Source organism: Shewanella sp. KJ2020, from assembly GCF_024197625.1.
Lineage (GTDB): Bacteria > Pseudomonadota > Gammaproteobacteria > Enterobacterales > Shewanellaceae > Shewanella.
In genome coordinates, this window is sequence record NZ_JAKUKD010000015.1 from 98,765 (window position 1) to 118,016 (window position 19,252).

The following is a 19,252-nucleotide window of genomic DNA, read 5'->3' on the forward strand; positions in this document are numbered from 1 at the left end:
AAAAAATGGCGCCAATGAATGGCGCACTAATACTCTGCAATTCGGCCTAAGTTTATGTGTTTAGCAAAAACATAATTAGAGGTCGAACTGCACTTCATCCAACAACTTAACCGCAGCCTGATGATATTCGGCCAATTTAAAGATAGGCAATTGGTCTGACTTAAACTCGCCCCATGAGGCCACTAAGGGTGACGGCGGCACATTCGCCTTTACCGGATATTCCATGTTGACTTCGGCATAGGCTTTTTGAGCAACATCCGCCGATAAAAACTCCATCAATTTGATAGCATTTGCCTTATTAGGTGCATGGCGGGTCAACACCATACCGGACACATTCACGTGGGCGCCGCGATCGGCTTGATTCGGGAAATTAATCACTACCGCCTCTGCCACCGCTTTTTGCTCTGGGTCCTGCAACATATTGCCATAGTAATAACTGTTGCCTAAGGCGATATCACACACCCCTTCTTTCACCGCTGCAATTTGCCCCCTATCGTTCCCCTGGGGATTACGGGCCAAGTTATCCTTAACGCCCTGCAACCAGGTTTTAGCCTCAGCTTCGCCGTGGTGGGCAATCATAGAAGCAACCAGTGCGACATTGTAGGGATGTTTACCACTGCGGGTACAGATTTTGCCTTTGTATTTAGGATCGGCAAGTTCTTCATAGGTGATTTGCTGCGGCCCTAAACGATCCTTCGCCGTGTAAAGATTTCGGACCCGCATCGTCAAGGCATACCATTGGCCTTCAGGATCACGGTATTGTGCTGGAATGTTAGTGTCTAACTGGGTGCTTTTTACCGGAGAGGTGAGATCTTTATCAACCAATTCAACTAGACGTGAGAAATCTGAAGTCAATACTAAATCCGCGGGAGACAATCGACCTTCCCGGACAAGCCGCTCGGCAATGCCATCTTTCGCAAAGACCACATCGACCCTAATGCCCGTTTCTTCGGTAAAGCGAGTCAAGATCGGCTCGACTAAGAAGGCTTGACGGTAAGAATAAACCGTTAACTTATCCTGTGCACTCGCAGAGTGTGCAGCGGACATTAACCCAACAAAAACAGCACAAGTTACCCATTTCATTACCGATTTCTCCCCAAGGATATGACATTACTCGCCCGAATTAACCAAGCCTACTAATGATAATAGTTATCAGTTATGTAAGAGTAATTGATAGATAAGACGAGGGCAACATGGAATTTAACTTTTTGTTTTTAAAGCAATTAAATTCAAAACTGGTGATTATCTCAAATCAAACTAAACTGAACCTTAATTTGCATAAAATGGCGATGGGGAGGCGTTATGTTAACTGTGCTATTGGTTATCGTAGCCGCTCTTACGATATTTGCGCTAGCCAAACTAAGCAAGGGCAAAAAAAGACGTAAACATCATTTGAAAACCCTAAGTTCCAATGGTCGCGATGCTACCAACCCGACTGCTCAAGAGCATCGCTTTCACTGCGTCAGCATAGTGAATAAAGGCGATTGCTGCGAGCAAGTCAACGCCCTCACTGGTAAGCGTTTTTTATCAAAAGAAGCGCCGGCGCTTCCCATGGAAGAATGCACCATGCCACACTGCGAGTGTCGGTATCAACACTTTGAAGACAGACGCCAGTCAAGCAATGAACGCAGAGTCGACTATGGCGTTACCCGGGAGCTTTTTGGAATTTTTGGTGAGCAAAATCAACGAAATAGATCAAAGGGAAGGCGCACAACGGACTATTGATGCGCCTCTAGTGGATTATTGTGGACGAGTTTCAATAAATGCGGGGAGTTCACGCATCTCACTAAACCAGAGCGCGGTAGCTGGAGCCACTTTTCGCCAATCTAACTCTGGATGCCTAAAATCCACGTAATCCAATAAGCAAATTAAGGCCAATTGTGGCGCTTGAATCGTGGCTTGCGTGATCACCTTGAGGTGTTCCATTTGCATCAAACCGCGCAGTAGCGCCTGCTCAAACCGCGAAGTCCAAAAGGCCGATCTCACCCCCTCTTCCTCACGCATTTGCTCCTGGCGTAATTTTACCGCGCTATCGATAAGCCCTTTTATCATAGAAAAATGACACTGTAATACCCAATTATCCCTATGACCGCCAAACATCTGCAGCTCACCTAACTCAGCATCTAGATAGCGCATAATCACTTCACTATCAAACAGTGGGACACCGTCGTTAGTAATAAGACAGGGGATTTGACCCAGTGGATTTGCATCAAGTAATTCAGCCGTGTTTTCAAAGGGATTCACTGTCACTTCTTCAATATCTTTAATGTCTAAATAGCGGATCAGGCTTCTAACGCAGCGGGCATAGGGTGATGCTTGGGAACAGAGCAATTTCATTAATCATTCCTTTTACTTGTTTTAATTTCAGTACTAATTAGCTAATAAAAACCGTAAGGTTTACCAATATTTTTCGACTGTTATCTGCCCTGGGGCACGGCGTAAATTTTTAGTGAGACCTTTATCCACCAATGCCGCCTGAGCACCATTTATCATGCCGGGATTACCGCAAATCATGACTTGAGAGTCCGCCGCGCACAGGGTTAACCCGACTTTTCGCTCAATCTCCCCAGAGGCTAAACCATCGGGAATGCGGCACTGCAACGCCCCTTCAAAGGGTTCACGGGTCACGCTCAAACACAAAATAAACTGATTGGGATATTGTTGCTCATAGGCTCGCAGTTTATCGAGGTAGGCCAGATCCTTCGCCTCCCTCACACCATACACTAATACGATTTTATCAAAGCGTTGCCAAGGTTCATCGGTATCGAGCATAGATAAGAACGGCCCCACCGCAGTACCTGTGGCTAAAAACCACAAATGCCGCCCTTGTAACTCACCCTTGGGGATTTCATCTAAGGTCATAAAACCCGTTGCAGTTGGGGTTATATCAATTTCATCGCCAATAACAAGGTTTTGTAATTGCGGAGATAATTGCCCATCCTCTACCGCAATCGCGAGCACTTCGGCGTAGGCTTTATCGGGGGAATTAACGAGGGAGTAGGCTCTGGCAACGCGTTTATCATCACGCACTTGACTGAGTTTGATAAACTGGCCGGGAATAAAAGGTGCAAGGTCGGCGGCAATCCGCAGCGAAAATAACTTATCACTCCAATCAATACGTTCAATAACTCGTCCCCTAGTCCACATAACTTGTCCCCAAGTGAAACGTTAAATAGGTTTCTAGCATAGACTTTTATCGGCATAACAAAAACCCCTTATCAAAAGGGGCTTAAGTTTACCAACCGAGCAATGGCGGAGCTAAGATGCTGTAGATTGTGTCTCATCTGGCTTTTTATTAAAGCTATCCCTAAAGGCTTGCAGACCCTCTTGCACTAGGCTGTAGGTTTTATCTACGCCATCGGCAATGTCTCCCTGCAATACCTTAAGGCCCGACAAAATATCCCTCGCTTCCTTAAAACCGTTATCGATAGCGCCACCAATAATGCCCATAAAACTCTCGAGCTGCTCATCAAAATCCATCCCCGAATTCTGCTGTTGATGAATGCTAAAGAACTGAGTTGCAAAACTCACTATGCGGTCGGCTGTGGCCTCTGGGGAGGTATCGACACCATTGTCGTAGGCGGTTTGAATCGCGTTATCGCCCATGGACGGCGCTAATTCTTTGTTGATCGCTTCGATTGCGGCGCGATAGAGTAAGGTCATAGACTCATCGCCAGCCTTGATATTCACATCCTGCTGCGCCGATAGAATCGCTTGGTTCATCAGCTGTTTACTGGTTTGCTGTGCGGTTTGTGCGGAAGTCGCTTCAACGGCTTTTGCATTTTTTGAATCGCTTGCTTCATCCCCCTTTACCGCCATATTTTCTGCATACTTTCTTTGTGACGCAGGTGTGTGCGGCATATGCGGGGCTTTGTTGATTTCCATGATGGTCATCCATTCAATTTGGGTCGACTTAATTATCGACCAAAAATTAACCAACTTTAGTAATTTTTAGATTTACAGTACCATCATGCCGCAACGCTATGGTAGAAAAGGGATTATAAGATCATTCTCCCTTAACCCATTGCATTAGCCTATCTAAAAGGATGTAACACAATGGTAGCAGACCACAGTTTACACTTTTTCCACTTTCACGCCTTGGCTGGCACCCTTAGGCGCTTTCCCATATCACCTGCGCTGCTATTGGCCAGCCTGGTGGTATTTATCAGCCTTGGTTTAACCCCGATTAATCAAGCTATTGCAGACAGTAGGCTGATTATTTTAGTCAGACATGCCGAAAAAGCCGACTCGCCAGCGGCGGACCCGACATTATCTCCCGCGGGGGAAATACGCGCTACCGCCCTCATTAGTGCCCTCAATCGCACCCCCATATCCCAACTTATTGCGACACAATATCAACGAACACAACAAACACTAACGCCAATAGCCCAAGCCCGCCATTTGCCTGTCACTGTTGTGCCAGCAACCAAAGCGATAGCAGAACACGTGCAGCAAATCACCGAACAAGTGCATGCGGTCAAAGGCAATACTCTCATCGCTGGGCATTCCAATACGGTTCCCCTTATTATCAAAGCCCTTGGGGGCCCTGAAATCCCTGCGATAGGCGAAGATGATTACAGCCAACTATTTTTACTCTCCCTCAATGAAGGACAGCCTGCGAGCCTTATTTCGACTCGCTACGGCCAAGAATAAAGGATAACAAGATGAACGAACTCAATTGGTTTATGTGGGGGCTAGATCTATTCTCTGGACTCTTTTTGATCCTCATTGGATGCGGTGTACTCGCCATTGTGTACATGTACATTGCCGATAAGATGCAAACGAAACAAGCGGTGAGACACAACTATCCCGTGATAGGTCGTTTTAGATATCTATTCGAAAAACAAGGTGAATTTTTTAGACAATACTTTTTCGCCCAGGACAGGGAGGAACTGCCATTTAACCGCGCCGAACGAAGTTGGGTGTACCGCGCAGCGAAAAATGTAGATAGAACCATCGCCTTTGGCTCGACACGTCCCTTGGATAGTGCCGGCACTATTATGTTTATGAATACCGCCTTCCCTACCCAAGATGAAGATATCACGCCCATTCACCCACTCACGATTGGTAGCCACTGTCGCCACCCCTACACCACACAGGCCATCTGCCATATTTCAGCGATGAGCTTTGGCGCACTATCACGCCCAGCAATCACCGCCCTTTCCCATGGCGCGGCGCAGGCGGGTTGTTGGCTTAACACGGGTGAAGGCGGCTTGAGCCCCTATCATCTGAAGGGTGGCTGCGATCTGGTCTTTCAAATTGGCACGGCCAAATACGGCGTACGTAACGAACACGGCCATTTAGACGATGAAAAACTGAAGACCATAGCGGCACATCCCGAAGTCAAAATGTTCGAAATTAAAATGAGCCAAGGGGCTAAACCCGGTAAAGGAGGCATATTACCCGGCCTTAAAGTGACCGAAGAAATCGCCCACATTCGTGGCATTCCCCAAGGGCAGGACTCTATCAGCCCCAATGGCCACATCGAATTTAAAAATGTAGGGGATATTCTGGACATGATAGCCAGAGTACGGGAGGTCACAGGTAAACCGACTGGCATCAAAGCCGTACTCGGCGACGTGCAATGGCTCGAAGATTTGTGCGATGAAATCGAGCGCCGTGGGGAGAATTCTGCCCCCGACTTTTTTACCTTAGACAGTGCCGATGGCGGCACCGGAGCCGCGCCGCAACCGCTGATGGATTATGTTGGTTTACCGCTGAAGGAAAGTCTACCGATTCTGGTTAACATTTTGATCCAACGAGGATTGCGTAAACGTATTAAAGTCATAGCCTCCGGTAAGCTTATCGTACCTTCACGGGTGGCTTGGGCGTTAGCATTAGGTGCCGATTTTATCGCATCGGCCCGTGGTAATATGTTTGCCCTCGGCTGCATCCAAGCCTTACAGTGTAATAAAGATACCTGCCCAACGGGTATTACCACCCACAATAAGAAACTCCAACAGGGATTAGATCCTAGGGATAAGTCAACCCGAGTCGCCAATTATAATCATAATTTACACCACGACTTGGCGTTGATCGCTCATTCCTGTGGCGTCAGCGAACCAAGACAACTTAAGCCCACCCATGTACGAATCGTGCTCGATAGCGGCATGTCACTCTCCCTCGACAAATACTATTCACACATAAATCAATAGCGCTAAGGCCCGCACTAGCGGGCTGCTACTACTTTTGTCTATACTGACTGAGGTAAGGTATATTTGAATGCATATCACAAAAGAGGTAAGATCTGTGAAGTAAGCATTAATCGAATGTCTTAACGGTACAGAAATTTAAGGAAACACTTTTGAATTCAAGCTATGTAGGCCAACTGCCAGTCAGTAAAACTGTAAGCACGAGCTGTAAGAGCTGTAATCGCTTGACCGAAATCGAAGGCGAGCTGGTGTGTTTTCGTGAAGGCCAAATTATTCGGCTCACACTCATCGAGGAATCGACAGCAAAATTAAATTTGTTGTGCGAGGGTTGGAAGGCGAACAAAATAAAGGGAATATGGTGAACCAATATTCCCTTTCATTCTGCGTACCAATAACTTATACGTTAAATTTGTCCCCACGCTAACATATTCCTTGAGCATTGCCCTGATAAGCACCCGCCTCACGAATTATGCCACCCAAATTCATGTCTTGATTGAATTTGGCCAAGGTGAGACGCCGAGTCGTCACCTTCAATCCCGCATTGAGCTCTGCGTGAATTCGCAGAAGGGAGTCATAGTCAACACCGCGTTTTTTTAAGGTCGCCATAATAGCAAACCAATCTGTGTCGACCTTTTCCTCTTTGCCTTCAATATTGACTCTTAACGTCATATTCTCCATGCAATGCACCTCTTATAATTGTTAGTTATTTGAGTATAGAGAACCGAAGCTGAATAAAGACTGAACTATTAATGGTCTAAAGGCGTTTCGGACTGCTCATTTTGTATCCGCCACAATTTGGCATATAAGCCATCCTTCGCCAATAGCGCTGTGTGGTTTCCCTGCTCGACTATCTCTCCCTGACTCAAGACAACAATCTGATCCGCATCTATGATAGTCGAGAGTCGATGGGCAACAACCAGACTGGTGTGGCCCTTGGCGACTTCCCGCAATGCCGACAAGATAGCCTGCTCGGAACGGCTATCGAGGGATGATGTGGCCTCATCAAACACCAGCACGGGCGAGCCTTTTAAAATCGCCCGCGCAATGGCAACCCGCTGTTTTTCCCCACCCGAAAGCTTTAAGCCACGCTCGCCCACCTTGGTATCCCACCCCTGGGAAAGTGATGCGACAAACTGCTCTAAATGGGCAAGTTTAATGGCATTGCGCACTTCTTCATCGCTTGCGCTTGGGCGGCCATAGCGAATATTTTCAACCAGTGAATCATTAAATAGCACAGTGTCCTGCGGCACTATGGCGATGGCGCGGCGCAATGCATCCTGGGTAAGATGACGAATATCCTGGCCGTCGATCCTAATAGCTCCCCTATCCACATCGTAAAATCGGAACAACAACTTAATCAGCGTCGACTTTCCGGCACCGCTGTCTCCCACTACGGCGACTTTTTTACCTGCTGCCACTTTGAAGCTGACATCCCGCAAAATTTGTCTGTCATCATAGCTAAAGTTAACATTTTCGAAGCAAAGCTCGCCCTTAGAGGGTTGAAAATCTAAGGCGTCCGTCGAATCAACAATGCTAGGATGTTTATCCAACAAACCAAACATTCGCTCAATATTAGCTAAGGCGCCACGAATTTCACGATAGACAAAACCTAAGAAGTTCAAAGGGATAAAGAGCTGCATCATAAAGGCATTGATCAGCACAAAATCCCCTAAGGTCATTTCGCCATAGGTCACTTTATAGGCTGCCAATGCCATCATAGCCGTCATCGCCAACGCAATAATCAACGCCTGTCCGCCGTTGAGCGCAAATAAAGATAAACGGTTTTTACGCTTAGCGACCTCCCACTGTTCTAGCGCTTGATCGTATCGAGACGATTCATACTGCTCATTATTGAAATACTTTACGGTTTCATAGTTCAGCAAACTGTCGATGGCACGGGTATTAGACAGCGAATCGGCTTTGGCCGCATCGCGCACATATTCAGTGCGCCACTCGGTTGCGATAATAGAAAACAAGATGTAAGCCAATACAGAGAAGAAAGTGATCGCCGCAAAGGCAATGCCGTAATTATAAAAGAAGATGCCGATGACCATGGCAATCTCCAATAACGTTGGCACTATATTGAACACCATAAAACGCATCAAAAAGCTCACACCACTAGTGCCGCGCTCGATATCTCGGGATAAACCGCCGGTTTTACGTTCCAGATGAAAATCCAAATCGAGTCGGTGCAAGTGATCGAATACGGCAAGACCTAAACGTCGAATTGCGCGCTCCGTAACACGGCCAAATAAAGTGTCACGGATTTCCCCCGTAATAGCGGTCAATAATCGCACTGCGCCATAGGCTAAGACTAAACCAACGGGCACACTTAGAGCCTGCGCCGTTTTATCCGCATCTAAGGTATCGACTAAATTTTTAAGAATGAAGGGAAGTCCAACACTGGCCAGTTTTGCGACCACAAGACAGGACATAGCGAGGATGATGCGACCTTTGTATTCAAGTAAATAGGGCCAAAGCAACTTGAGCACATGCCAGTTGAGTTTATCGACCGGACCTTCAAAGTATAATGTGGGGCGCATATGTCTTAACCTTTACTGAGTTAGGGCAATTGTAACAGCAGACGGCGATATTAAGCGAAGTCAATTAAGCAAAGTTTGAATAAAATCAATCAGATTAATCTGACAGACCTAGGACTCCCCATTAGGTAAAATTTACCTTCAACAGTGATAAAAATGTCATGCTTATGACTTATAATCCCAATCCTACTCTCGTAAATGAAAATACAGGGTTGAGGGACATTTTATCGGTATGAGACACGTTAAAATAGCTCGTAACATTGGGGTTTCTAGAGTTGATTATTTTTTCTGTTTTACCCAAAATGCCCTAGGGAAAAGAGATGTAAAATTGCAGCATTGGCGAGGCTCTGAATATTAGTTAGTGTGATGAAAAATCTGTAAACATCTATCCCAAAATAACATTAAGATTATTCAATTAAATCAAGGTCAAAGGAAGCTTTATGTTGGATTCCGCTAAAGTTCAATACCCACCATTACCACTCATCCAAACTTGGGTGTGGATGATGATAGAATCAGGTAATCCAGAGATTCAGGATAAAGGTCGAAATAACCTGATTGCTGCCTTTGGCAGCTTAGCCAAAGCTAACGAATATTTAGCCGAAATGAGCAATAAATAATAAAAATAAAGGCGCTAAAATAGCGCCTTTGCTTTTGTGCCGCTAAGCGATAAAACACTTAGCTCAGTCCAATGACTTACCGCGACGGCGCTCCACAATGCTCTGATTTAACACGGCAAGAAGGCGCTCTGTGTCTTCCCAACCGATACAGGCATCGGTAATGCTCTGGCCATAGCATAACGCTTGGCCTTCAACTAGGTCCTGGCGTCCTTCCACTAGGTGGCTTTCAACCATTACCCCAAAAATCGCTCGATTGCCTGCACCGACTTGTTCGGCAACATCCTGTGCCACCACCATTTGGCGCTGATACTGCTTACTGCTATTGGCATGGCTAAAATCGATCATTACGTTGTCGGCAAGCTTAGCTCTTTGCAGTTGTTCGCTGATCTGAGCGACATGCGGAGCACTATAGTTAGGCTCCCGGCCGCCACGCAAAATAATGTGGCAATCGGGATTGCCCTTAGTCGAGACGATGGCAGAATGGCCAAACTTAGTGACTGACAGAAAATGATGTGGTGCATTAGCGGCTCCGATCGCATCGATCGCCACTTTTATCGTACCGTCCGTACCATTCTTAAAGCCCACTGGGCAGGAAAGCCCAGAGGCTAATTCACGGTGTACTTGAGACTCAGTCGTGCGCGCACCTATGGCTCCCCAACACATCAGATCTGCCACGTATTGCGGCGTGATCATATCGAGAAACTCACCGGCGGTAGGCATACCACAGTCGTTTAAATCGACTAATAATTTTCGGGCGGTGCGTAAGCCATCGTTGAGTTTAAAGCTGTTATCCATATAGGGATCATTAATTAATCCTTTCCAACCGACTGTCGTTCTTGGCTTTTCAAAATACACTCGCATCACGATTTCTAGTTGATCTTGATAACGCTCCCGCAGTGCGACGAGGCGCTGGCCATATTCCAGTGCGGCTTTAGGATCGTGAATGGAGCAAGGCCCAATGACAACTAAGAGGCGATCATCCTGTTTAGCAAGAATATTATGTATGCTTTGACGCGCGTTAAACACAGTTGCAGAGGCTTTTTCGGAAGCAGGAAATCGTTCTAGAATCGCAATCGGTGGAAGTAACTCTTTTACTTCTTTAATGCGAACGTCATCGTTTTGGTAATACATAATTTACTGCTCCAACTCTGGTATTTTAGGCTATTTTTTATCGCTGCTATATTGGATCTCAACTGCAATACTGAGTTCAATTTATCCAGTCTGCCCCGTTAATGCAACCAAGTTGTCTCTATTTCAATAAATCAAATATAACTTATTGTTTTAATATATTTTTAAAAATCATAAATTCAAATATACGACGGTATTCACAGTCTTATTGAATAAAATCGAATATGGCGGGTTAAAAATCATCGGCGGGAATGTCTACTCAAGTGAATAACATCAGCTCTAGCCACAAAATGCACTAGAGCGATTTTTTGCGGTAAGTCTCGTTCAACGAAACATAAAGCTACAGCGGTTAATGCCGTTTCATTGCCTGTAATTTTGCCTGATAGCGGTGTTTATCTGTCTCATCAGCGCTCAATGCCATGGCTTTTTCCATATTGAGCTTAGCGCGTTTCTCATCCCCTAACGCCCAGTATGTTTGGGAAAGGCCAAAGAAAAACTCATGGCGATAATCCGCCCGTGCAAGCGCCCTTTGATACCAAGCCAAGGCTTCATCATATTGATGCTCATCAAAGGCTTGCTGCGCCATATCATAGTAGTAATAGGGATTGCGAATTCGCGCCAACTCAAGCACTTTATGGACTTCAGCCCATTCATCTAAGCGACCTTGATTCCCTAAAATTACCGCTAAGTTATAGAGTGTTGTCATATTATTCGCATCGAATTTTAGCGCGTAGCGATACACTTGCTCGGCGCGCTTTTCATCCCCTCTATGCCGATAAATAACCGCCAACGTATTGAATGCTGGAACAAATTGCCCCTCTTTTAAACCGACTTTAATCAGAGCGTAGGCTCGGTCTAAATCACCACTCACGAGGGCTTCTGCAGCCATGTTATTGTAAAACATGGTAATTAACGTCTGCCGATTAATTTGGGTTTTATCGTATCCCCGCAAAGCCCGTTCCGGCATAAAATCAACGAGTATGGCACGGGATGAGACATACACAGTGTGCGTATTTGCCGGTGGCAGTAAACGTAAATTCACATGGCCATTGATCAGATAAAAATCCCCTTGCTTATCCCACACGGGCTCAATGGCAATATCTTGAAACTCAGTCTCAATATTAAAAATATCCGCCAAGGCCGAGGTCATCACCACCAGCGACATGCAGTTACCCGCCCGCTGAGCGTAGGTTTCACTGGCGACTTGTGTCAGGTTATCTTGATATCGGAAATCACGCTGGGTACTGGTTTGATTGGCATTAATATAGTTGGCCAACCATTCATGCGCGGACAAAGTGTTAGAGTGGGATAGGCTATATCGTTCGAATGCCCCCCTCACTTCAGTCACGGCATCCGGTGGTAAATAAAAAATGTCCTCGGCTGAAGGAATGTCCGTCACTGGCGCAAAAAGGCTATCGGCGAACAAAGATTCGACTTCATCGGCCTTGGGCACGACAGGGCTTGAGCTACATGCCCACAATTGGCAAAGCAATAGGCCATAAATGGCACTCGAATAGACGGCTCGGAATAGTGTCGACATATATCCTCCCAGACCATACGCTCTTTATTGAGCTTATTACATATGGCGAGAAAGGCGTTGTAAAATGGTTACAAAAAGTGAACATCCTTAAAAACCGTACGGCAAACAGTCGAATTCAGAGTCTAATCTCCCCCAGTTTGACTGTTTAAACTCCGCTATTTTTGAGGATTATCGACCTTAATATAGACTTCACGCTGCTGGTAATCATAGGGACGATAGCTGTTTTCACCACAGGTGTAATAACGATAAGGCCGCATCTGCGGTATACAGCCTATGGGCAGCGCCTGCAGGATTTGAATTTGTTCCTGCCTTCTAAGTGACTCCTGCCACTCAAAATCCTTCAGCACTTGATCGCGCACGGCAAAGGCATCGAAATGTTCGCTAGAACGTGTTACCACCACTTCACCGGCCAATACTGGTATGCAAAAACAACCGCCAATAGCGACCGAGAGTCCCAATTGACGCACTTTGCCTGTAAATAAGCCCATAGGTCACTCCTTCAGGGATAACAAAAAAGCAGAGCACTTGGCTCTGCTTTACTATCCTCTTATCCCTTAGAGGCATCAAGTATATCAGCGCGAGTTAGCCCGCACTTTTTACGGTCACAAACTCTGGGTAAGCGTCGATACCACAGTCAGACGCATCCATACCGTTATATTCTTCTTCCTCAGAGACACGGATGCCCATTGTCATTTTGATCACAAACCATACCGCGAATGATGCACTGAATACCCAAGCAAAGATAATCGCTGCGCCAGTTAGCTGAGCCGTGATAGTCGCATCGGCATTCGATAGTGGCACGCACATTAACCCGAGGAAACCCGCCACACCGTGCACCGAAATCGCGCCCACTGGATCATCGATCTTTATCCGATCTAAGCCCACGATAGAAAACACCACTAAGCCACCAGCAACCACACCTATCACGCCCGCCATCAACAACGAAGGAGAGAGAGGATCGGCGGTAATCGCCACTAAGCCCGCGAGGATGCCGTTGAGGATCATAGTGAGATCCGCTTTGCCCCAAATCATCTTACAGACGATAAGTGCTGAGATAGCGCCAAATGCCGCCGCAGTATTCGTGTTCACAAACACTTTAGCTACCGAACTTGCGTTAGCCGCATCGGATACCATAAGTTGCGAGCCACCGTTAAAACCAAACCAACCCATCCACAGAATAAACATCCCTAATGTCGCCATAGGCAAGTTAGAACCAGGAATAGGATTGACTTGACCATTCGGGCCATATTTTCCCTTACGAGCGCCGAGCAATAACACGCCTGCGATGGCCGCTGCAGCCCCTGTCATATGCACTATGCCACTGCCTGCAAAGTCCACAAAACCGAGTTTAGCGATAAAACCTTGGCCCCAGGTCCAATAACCTTCCACAGGGTAGATAACCGCTGTCATCACAACCGAGAAAAACAGGAAAGCCCAGAGCTTCATCCGTTCCGCCACCGCGCCAGAAACAATGGACATCGCCGTTGCGACAAACACCACTTGGAAGAAGAAATCCGACTCCAGTGCATGGCTCGCATCCGAGGCTTGTGAGCCTATGAGAGTCCCGATAGAAGGCAACCAACCGCCCTCGGTATTATCGACGTACATAATGTTGTAGCCGACGAGCAAATACATCACACAGGCAATCGCATAAAGAACCACGTTTTTAGTTAAAATTTCAGTGGTATTTTTTGAGCGAACAAGGCCCGCCTCGAGCATGGCAAACCCCGCCGCCATCCACATCACCAATGCGCCTGAGATCAAAAAGTAGAAGGTATCGAGTGCAAAGCGCAGCTCAGAAACTGTCACACCTAATTTTGTTAATTCTTCCATCATCAGCCCCTTATAGCGCTTCAGTATCGAGTTCACCCGTACGAATACGGATAGCCTGTTCTAAGTCGACGACGAAGATCTTGCCGTCGCCAATTTTTCCCGTATGAGCCGCCGTCGTAATCGCTTCAATCAGCATGTCGAGATTCTCAGCTTTAGTGGCAATTTCGAGTTTTACTTTTGGCAAAAAATCCACCTGATATTCAGCGCCACGGTACAACTCTGTGTGCCCTTTCTGACGGCCAAAACCTTTAACTTCGGTCACCGTCATACCCTCAATACCAATTCCGGCAATAGCTTCACGGACATCATCCAATTTAAATGGCTTGATGATAGCGCTGACTAGTTTCATCCTGACCTCCAAAAAACACGATTGTTATTAACTTGTATCAAAGGTAATTCAATCATTGGGCCAAAAATTCAATCAGTTGATTTATAAAAGTTTTAATAAAAAAAACCACAATGCCGCGCTCAAAAATGCACCACACTTGTGCATACCACAGGGCAACGCACCCTTTTAGTGAGCAATTTAAGTGCAACTTTTATTCGACCTTATGCCTATTGGTAACCGCACTGATTTGGGGTTTACTGACATGGCCATGGCCTCAAAAAATGTGGATGTCACCATACAATCCAGCGCAGAAGGAATGCCCGATGTTAAAACCCGAAGAATGTGTGCTTGTTATCGTCGATGTGCAGGGAAAGCTTGCTCAAATCATGGACAGCACTGAAAAGCTGCACCAACAGTTGCAGACCTTAATCCAAGGCGCACAGCTATTTGAAATCCCTATTTTATGGTTGGAGCAACTGCCCGATAAACTCGGTGCAACCAGTCCTGAACTGAAAAATTTGCTTGAAAACACCACTACGCCGATAGCGAAACAGCATTTTAGTGGCTGGCACTGCGACGAGTTTGCCCAAGCATTAACTAAAACCAATCGCAAACACGTCATACTGGCGGGCATTGAAACCCATGTGTGTGTATACCAAACCTGTTGTGACCTTATCGCACAACAATATTCGGTGCATTTAGTCGCAGATGGCGTCTCGTCACGCAGTGCCGATAATAAACAACTGGGTATTCAGATGATGATGGCCAGAGGCGCCCTATTAACCAATGTGGAATCGCTGTTATTTGAATTACAACATCAAGCCCAAGGCGAACGCTTTAGGGCGCTGATTAAACTGATTAAATAACCTGTGATATAAAAAAAGCCCCCGCATTTTAACTCTGCGGGGGCTTTTATTTATATGAGGAGTTAGCTCATAGGGTGAATCTCACACCTTATTTATAAGTGGCTTCGCGTTTTTTCGCTTCTTCATCCCACTTAGGTAACATGTCTTTCTTGAATGCTTCTTTCTCTGCATTCATCTTATCCATATCCATACCTAATGCTGCTTGTGCCTTAGCTTTGGTAGAGATATCAGGAATAGCGACAGGATCTGTAACGCCTTTCTTCGCTAATAACTGTGCTAACTTAACCCGGGCATCGGCCGCTTTATTCACTGAAGTACCTAAAACACGTAGGGCTTCTTCAGGAGCATGAGCCGCAACACCATGGGAGGCAATCGCTAAATCCCAGCGCCATTGAGCATGACGGATATCGGTCAGGATAGGCTTCATTTCAGCTTCAGTTGCACCCAATTCCCACGCTTTAGCAGCTTCGAAGTGCGCTTTCACTAATTGCTCTTCCGCTTTCAGTTTCATTTCTTTAACTTTAGCTTTACGCTCATTAGTGACGCCAACTAAGAATTCTTTCGTTTGGCTATGGCAAGTTGCACAGGTTTCTTCGAAACGGTCAAATGGATTACCCACTTTATGATCGGTAAACTTCTTACCTTCAGGGCTAGTCACTTTTGGCATATGGCAGTCAACACAACTGACATTATTTTTACCATGAATACCCAGTTTCCAAGTTTCATACTCTGGATGTTGCGCTTTTAACATGGGTGTTTTAGACAGCGCATGAGTCCAATCGGAGAACTCGATACCGTCGTAGTAAACTTCCATCTGGTCAACGGTTATACCCATATCCCAAGGGAATTTGACGAAACCTTTTTTGTCTTCTTTTTTCTCAAAATAGTATTCAACGTGGCACTGGCCGCACACCATAGATTGCTTGTCTTTCTTCGATGCATTAGCAAATGGCGTACCGAGAGCATCCATTGCGCGGTCTACATAAGGACGAGAAATACGTAACTTTGGCGAGCCTTTTTCATGGCAATCACCACAGCCAATAGTGTTGGTCACTTCAGGGCCACCCTTAGCCCATTTACCTTTGAAGTAGCCATCTTCACCTTGCTCTTCAATTAAGCGAGGTACGTCAGGGCTCTTACAGCTCCAACATGCCATAGGCAATGGACCATCTTCCGCATTTTTAGGCGCACCAGTACGCAGGGTATTACGCACATCGGTCACGGCATACATATGGCCGCGAGGAGCGTTGTAATCTTTTGCGAATGCATAGCCAGCCCACAGGATCACCATATTAGGATCCTGGCCAATCGCATCGACAAGCTCTTCGCTTTTAGCGGTATCATGCCAGCTATTATATTGATTTTTAAATTTGTCTTTATAAACTTCATTACGGGGTTCGGTTTTATCACTCGCCATCGCGCCCGCCGCCATGAAGCTGGCGGCAACCAATGCACTCAGTGCAAGGGACTTACCTGTCATCTTCTTCATCATCTCATCTCCGTGTTACATTATTGTAGTGAATCACGACATCTCCAACGCCAAAGTTAGTGGCTTAATACCTCCAAAAATATACCTCTTAGGGGGTATCTAGCGTGAAATTTGCGCTAGATCAAAATGTAATAGTGTTGTTGTTCACACTTTTATGTTTTTGTTAATGTAGTACATTATTTTCTAATGTAAAAAACACAGCTAAAGTGCCATCCGTAAATATTAATCAACTGGATAGTAGACACATGAAACAAGGCAGTCTCACCTCTAAAATACTAGGGGTAATGTTAGTATTGATTTTGCTTTCTAGCAGCCTTGCCATCTTCGCAATCATCAATTTGTCTTACAGTTTAGGCGATGCTAGGGCCATTAATGCCTCGGGCTCCCTGCGGATGCAAAGTTATCGGCTGATGTTTTATGCTAACTCAGGTAGTGAAGACGCACAGGAAAAAATCGTCGAATTTGAAGCAACACTGCACTCAGAGGCACTACAACCCTCCACAGGCTGGCTTAGCCCCCAAAAAATAACCGACCAATATCAACTCGTCATAGATAAATGGCTGGTGATGAAATACTACATAGAGCAGGAAAACTCCCGCGACTATGCCGCTTCCCTCAAGGATTTTGTCGATACCATAGATTTATTGGTGCTAGAGATGGAACACCATGCCGCCTTTAAGCTGCGGCTGCTCGCTGCCAGCCAGATTTTTGGATTAGGGCTGATGCTCTTCATCGCTTTTCTGGCCGTGCGTTTTACCAAACGTAAAGTGGTTGTGCCGTTACAGCAATTAATGGAATCGGCCAACACGATTTCTAAGGGCAACTTCGAGATTGAAATGCCCGAGACCGAGTATATAGAACTCACCGCACTCACCCATGCACTGCAAAAAACGGCCAAGGAGTTGGCAACCCTATACGGTAACTTAGAGTCCCAGGTCACTGAAAAAACCTTAGCGCTGACACGAGCAAATAACGAGCTGGCTTTTTTATATGATAACCTATTGACATTAAACGCAAATAAACTCGACTACAAGGCATTAAAAGCAGTATTAAATCAATTAAAAAACTATGAGTCGCTCGATTATCTTAGGCTTATTATCCAATACCCTGAGCAGGAACTAGAGATTATTCAAGCTGATGGGGGTTGGCCGAGTGACCCCGTAGCGAGTACCCGCTTTCAGTTACAATTTGAGCAAGCAGATCTGGGCTACTTAGAACTGATCTCGGCGCAGGAACCCAATACTGCGCTGTTTAACAATTTCGCCATCATGCTCACCCGCTCCATAGTGATCCACAATGCAACGGAGCAGAGACAGCAACTGGCACTGATGGAGGAGCGCGGAGTCATAGCGCGGGAATTGCACGATTCCCTGGGACAAGTATTGTCCTTCCTTAAAATTCAAATTAGCTTATTGCGCAAAAACTTAGATTACAGTTGCCGTAGCCCCGCGGTTGAAAATCAATTAACGGAAATCAATGAAGGTGTAAGCACTGCATATGTGCAGTTAAGGGAACTGCTCTCGACCTTTAGATTAACGATTAAAGAACCGAATTTGAAAAATGCACTCGAAGCCATGCTAGAGCAGCTCAGGACCAAAACAGACATACAAATCAACCTAGATTACAAACTAGCCCCCCAATGGCTTGAAGCTAAACAACATATCCATATTCTGCAAATCACCCGTGAAGCGACGCTTAATGCCATTAAACATGCTAATGCCAGCATCATTAATATCCGCTGTTATAAGGATGACAAGGGAATGGTCAATATCAGTGTCAGCGATAACGGAATTGGGATAGGGTACTTAAAAGAGCGCGATCAGCACTTTGGTATAGGGATCATGCACGAACGAGCCAGTAAGTTAGCGGGTTACGTTGTATTTAGTAGTAATAGTAAGTCCCCTGTCGATGGCCAGACAGAGGTGACACAGCAAACACAGCAAACACAAAGTGGTACTCTCACGACCACAATAGACAGCGAACAGAGCCTTCCACAAGGAACAAAGGTCACGCTGATTTTCCCTTCTCAACAGGAGCCTGCAAATGGGTAAACCTTATTCCGTCCTGGTGGTCGATGATCATCCTCTTTTACGCAAGGGCATATGCCAACTAATCGCCTCAGATCCTGATTTTAGCCTCTTCGGTGAAGCGGGCAGTGGCCTAGATGCCCTGAGCGCTGTGGCTACGGATGAACCCGATATCATCTTGCTCGATCTGAATATGAAAGGCATGACAGGCCTAGATACCCTCAACGCCATGCGCCAAGAGGGTGTGACCTCGCGCATAGTGATCCTTACCGTTTCCGATGCAAAACAGGACGTTATCCGCCTACTACGTGCGGGAGCCGACGGTTATTTACTTAAAGATACCGAGCCAGATTTACTGCTGGATAAACTCAAAAATGCCATGTTAGGCCATAGAGTCATCAGCGATGAAGTCGAAGAATATCTCTATGAACTCAAAGACGCGGCCGACGAGCAAGAATGGCTGTCGAGCCTCACCCCAAGGGAGTTACAAATTCTGCAACAGTTGGCAGAAGGACTAAGCAACCGAATGATTTCAGAGCACTTACATATCAGTGAAGGCACGGTTAAAGTACATGTGAAAAACCTACTGCGTAAGGCAAATGCCAAGTCGAGAACCGAAATGGCGGTAAGATATCTCAATCATTAATCCTAGAGTACGGCTAAAATAATAAAGGCAATCAAATGATTGCCTTTATTATTTCAGAGTCGATGAAGGAAAATACAGTGGCTCAC

Annotated in this window: 20 protein-coding genes; 8 read left to right on the forward strand and 12 right to left on the reverse strand. The window is 46.0% G+C overall.

Translation table 11 applies throughout. The annotated features are described in order from the left end of the window. Nucleotides 1-75: 75 nt before the first annotated feature. Complete coding sequence (locus MJO46_RS09460; protein WP_253989091.1) at nt 76-1,083, reverse strand: Fe(3+) ABC transporter substrate-binding protein; 1,008 nt, start codon at nt 1,081-1,083, stop codon at nt 76-78. Nucleotides 1,084-1,302: 219 nt separating this feature from the next. On the opposite strand from MJO46_RS09460, the gene MJO46_RS09465 reads away from it, so the two are divergent. Beyond that, nucleotides 1,303-1,725, forward strand: a complete 423-nt coding sequence (locus tag MJO46_RS09465) for a hypothetical protein (protein ID WP_253989092.1) — start codon at nt 1,303-1,305, stop codon at nt 1,723-1,725. 15 nt (nt 1,726-1,740) lie between these two features. On the opposite strand, the gene MJO46_RS09470 is transcribed toward MJO46_RS09465, so the two are convergent. The 3 genes from MJO46_RS09470 to MJO46_RS09480 form a co-directional block, all read right to left on the reverse strand. Next, entirely contained in the window at nt 1,741-2,337 is a 597-nt protein-coding gene (locus MJO46_RS09470) for a glutathione S-transferase N-terminal domain-containing protein (RefSeq protein WP_198781058.1), read from the reverse strand. Nucleotides 2,338-2,397: 60 nt separating this feature from the next. After that, a complete protein-coding gene (locus MJO46_RS09475; protein ID WP_253989093.1) occupies nt 2,398-3,147 on the reverse strand; it encodes a ferredoxin--NADP reductase in 750 nt (249 codons plus the stop codon). A gap of 111 nt (nt 3,148-3,258) precedes the next feature. Beyond that, entirely contained in the window at nt 3,259-3,885 is a 627-nt protein-coding gene (locus tag MJO46_RS09480) for a DUF5610 domain-containing protein (protein ID WP_253989094.1), read from the reverse strand. 171 nt (nt 3,886-4,056) lie between these two features. Here MJO46_RS09480 and MJO46_RS09485 point away from each other — a divergent pair, with 171 nt between their 5' ends. The 3 genes from MJO46_RS09485 (at nt 4,057) to MJO46_RS09495 (ending at nt 6,514) form a co-directional block, all read left to right on the forward strand. Beyond that, on the forward strand, nt 4,057-4,653 hold the full coding sequence (locus tag MJO46_RS09485; RefSeq protein ID WP_253989095.1) for a phosphoglycerate mutase family protein: 597 nt from the start codon (nt 4,057-4,059) through the stop codon (nt 4,651-4,653). Nucleotides 4,654-4,664: 11 nt separating this feature from the next. After that, nucleotides 4,665-6,155: an FMN-binding glutamate synthase family protein gene (locus tag MJO46_RS09490; RefSeq protein WP_253989096.1), complete on the forward strand. Its 1,491-nt coding sequence runs from the start codon at nt 4,665-4,667 to the stop codon at nt 6,153-6,155. A 149-nt stretch (nt 6,156-6,304) separates the two neighbouring features. Then, nucleotides 6,305-6,514, forward strand: a complete 210-nt coding sequence (locus MJO46_RS09495; protein ID WP_233095530.1) for a hypothetical protein — start codon at nt 6,305-6,307, stop codon at nt 6,512-6,514. 58 nt (nt 6,515-6,572) lie between these two features. On the opposite strand, the gene MJO46_RS09500 is transcribed toward MJO46_RS09495, so the two are convergent. Both MJO46_RS09500 and MJO46_RS09505 read right to left on the reverse strand, forming a co-directional pair. Next, nucleotides 6,573-6,830: a hypothetical protein gene (locus MJO46_RS09500; RefSeq protein WP_253989097.1), complete on the reverse strand. Its 258-nt coding sequence runs from the start codon at nt 6,828-6,830 to the stop codon at nt 6,573-6,575. Nucleotides 6,831-6,898: 68 nt separating this feature from the next. Further along, nucleotides 6,899-8,695 (reverse strand): ABC transporter ATP-binding protein/permease, encoded by a 1,797-nt coding sequence (locus MJO46_RS09505; protein ID WP_253989098.1) that lies wholly within the window; start codon nt 8,693-8,695, stop codon nt 6,899-6,901. Nucleotides 8,696-9,132: 437 nt separating this feature from the next. Here MJO46_RS09505 and MJO46_RS09510 point away from each other — a divergent pair, with 437 nt between their 5' ends. Further along, on the forward strand, nt 9,133-9,309 hold the full coding sequence (locus MJO46_RS09510) for a hypothetical protein (RefSeq protein ID WP_198781065.1): 177 nt from the start codon (nt 9,133-9,135) through the stop codon (nt 9,307-9,309). A gap of 63 nt (nt 9,310-9,372) precedes the next feature. On the opposite strand, the gene aroG is transcribed toward MJO46_RS09510, so the two are convergent. From aroG to MJO46_RS09535, 5 genes are all read right to left on the reverse strand, one after another. After that, nucleotides 9,373-10,440, reverse strand: coding sequence for a 3-deoxy-7-phosphoheptulonate synthase AroG (aroG, locus tag MJO46_RS09515; RefSeq protein WP_253989099.1), 1,068 nt, complete (start codon nt 10,438-10,440; stop codon nt 9,373-9,375). 346 nt (nt 10,441-10,786) lie between these two features. Next, nucleotides 10,787-11,977 carry a lipopolysaccharide assembly protein LapB gene (locus tag MJO46_RS09520; protein WP_253989100.1) on the reverse strand — a complete coding sequence of 397 codons (1,191 nt, stop codon included), beginning with the start codon at nt 11,975-11,977 and terminating at the stop codon, nt 10,787-10,789. Between the two features lie 155 nt (nt 11,978-12,132). Further along, complete coding sequence (locus MJO46_RS09525) at nt 12,133-12,465, reverse strand: hypothetical protein (RefSeq protein ID WP_253989101.1); 333 nt, start codon at nt 12,463-12,465, stop codon at nt 12,133-12,135. A gap of 94 nt (nt 12,466-12,559) precedes the next feature. Further along, a complete protein-coding gene (locus MJO46_RS09530; protein ID WP_253989102.1) occupies nt 12,560-13,810 on the reverse strand; it encodes an ammonium transporter in 1,251 nt (416 codons plus the stop codon). Nucleotides 13,811-13,820: 10 nt separating this feature from the next. Next, entirely contained in the window at nt 13,821-14,159 is a 339-nt protein-coding gene (locus MJO46_RS09535) for a P-II family nitrogen regulator (protein ID WP_006080143.1), read from the reverse strand. 302 nt (nt 14,160-14,461) lie between these two features. Between MJO46_RS09535 and MJO46_RS09540 the strand changes: the two genes are divergently transcribed. Next, nucleotides 14,462-15,004, forward strand: coding sequence for a hydrolase (locus MJO46_RS09540; protein WP_253989103.1), 543 nt, complete (start codon nt 14,462-14,464; stop codon nt 15,002-15,004). Nucleotides 15,005-15,092: 88 nt separating this feature from the next. On the opposite strand, the gene nrfA is transcribed toward MJO46_RS09540, so the two are convergent. Beyond that, nucleotides 15,093-16,496 carry an ammonia-forming nitrite reductase cytochrome c552 subunit gene (gene nrfA / locus MJO46_RS09545; RefSeq protein WP_253989104.1) on the reverse strand — a complete coding sequence of 468 codons (1,404 nt, stop codon included), beginning with the start codon at nt 16,494-16,496 and terminating at the stop codon, nt 15,093-15,095. A gap of 242 nt (nt 16,497-16,738) precedes the next feature. On the opposite strand from nrfA, the gene narQ reads away from it, so the two are divergent. Both narQ and MJO46_RS09555 read left to right on the forward strand, forming a co-directional pair. Further along, nucleotides 16,739-18,544, forward strand: coding sequence for a nitrate/nitrite two-component system sensor histidine kinase NarQ (narQ, locus tag MJO46_RS09550; protein ID WP_253989105.1), 1,806 nt, complete (start codon nt 16,739-16,741; stop codon nt 18,542-18,544). After that, nucleotides 18,537-19,166 carry a response regulator gene (locus tag MJO46_RS09555; protein WP_198781072.1) on the forward strand — a complete coding sequence of 210 codons (630 nt, stop codon included), beginning with the start codon at nt 18,537-18,539 and terminating at the stop codon, nt 19,164-19,166. Before narQ ends, MJO46_RS09555 begins: the two co-directional genes overlap by 8 nt. The last annotated feature ends 86 nt before the right edge of the window (nt 19,167-19,252 follow it).

Coding starts and splice junctions, on each gene's coding strand:
- narQ (WP_253989105.1), top strand. CDS start 16,739: ATGAAACAAGGCAGTCTCACCTCTAAAATACTAGGGGTAATGTTAGTA.
- MJO46_RS09475 (WP_253989093.1), bottom strand. CDS start 3,147: ATGTGGACTAGGGGACGAGTTATTGAACGTATTGATTGGAGTGATAAG.
- MJO46_RS09460 (WP_253989091.1), bottom strand. CDS start 1,083: ATGAAATGGGTAACTTGTGCTGTTTTTGTTGGGTTAATGTCCGCTGCA.
- MJO46_RS09540 (WP_253989103.1), top strand. CDS start 14,462: ATGTTAAAACCCGAAGAATGTGTGCTTGTTATCGTCGATGTGCAGGGA.
- MJO46_RS09465 (WP_253989092.1), top strand. CDS start 1,303: ATGTTAACTGTGCTATTGGTTATCGTAGCCGCTCTTACGATATTTGCG.
- MJO46_RS09470 (WP_198781058.1), bottom strand. CDS start 2,337: ATGAAATTGCTCTGTTCCCAAGCATCACCCTATGCCCGCTGCGTTAGA.
- MJO46_RS09535 (WP_006080143.1), bottom strand. CDS start 14,159: ATGAAACTAGTCAGCGCTATCATCAAGCCATTTAAATTGGATGATGTC.
- MJO46_RS09485 (WP_253989095.1), top strand. CDS start 4,057: ATGGTAGCAGACCACAGTTTACACTTTTTCCACTTTCACGCCTTGGCT.
- MJO46_RS09505 (WP_253989098.1), bottom strand. CDS start 8,695: ATGCGCCCCACATTATACTTTGAAGGTCCGGTCGATAAACTCAACTGG.
- nrfA (WP_253989104.1), bottom strand. CDS start 16,496: ATGATGAAGAAGATGACAGGTAAGTCCCTTGCACTGAGTGCATTGGTT.
- MJO46_RS09500 (WP_253989097.1), bottom strand. CDS start 6,830: ATGGAGAATATGACGTTAAGAGTCAATATTGAAGGCAAAGAGGAAAAG.
- MJO46_RS09520 (WP_253989100.1), bottom strand. CDS start 11,977: ATGTCGACACTATTCCGAGCCGTCTATTCGAGTGCCATTTATGGCCTA.
- MJO46_RS09490 (WP_253989096.1), top strand. CDS start 4,665: ATGAACGAACTCAATTGGTTTATGTGGGGGCTAGATCTATTCTCTGGA.
- MJO46_RS09525 (WP_253989101.1), bottom strand. CDS start 12,465: ATGGGCTTATTTACAGGCAAAGTGCGTCAATTGGGACTCTCGGTCGCT.
- MJO46_RS09530 (WP_253989102.1), bottom strand. CDS start 13,810: ATGGAAGAATTAACAAAATTAGGTGTGACAGTTTCTGAGCTGCGCTTT.
- aroG (WP_253989099.1), bottom strand. CDS start 10,440: ATGTATTACCAAAACGATGACGTTCGCATTAAAGAAGTAAAAGAGTTA.
- MJO46_RS09480 (WP_253989094.1), bottom strand. CDS start 3,885: ATGGAAATCAACAAAGCCCCGCATATGCCGCACACACCTGCGTCACAA.
- MJO46_RS09510 (WP_198781065.1), top strand. CDS start 9,133: ATGTTGGATTCCGCTAAAGTTCAATACCCACCATTACCACTCATCCAA.
- MJO46_RS09555 (WP_198781072.1), top strand. CDS start 18,537: ATGGGTAAACCTTATTCCGTCCTGGTGGTCGATGATCATCCTCTTTTA.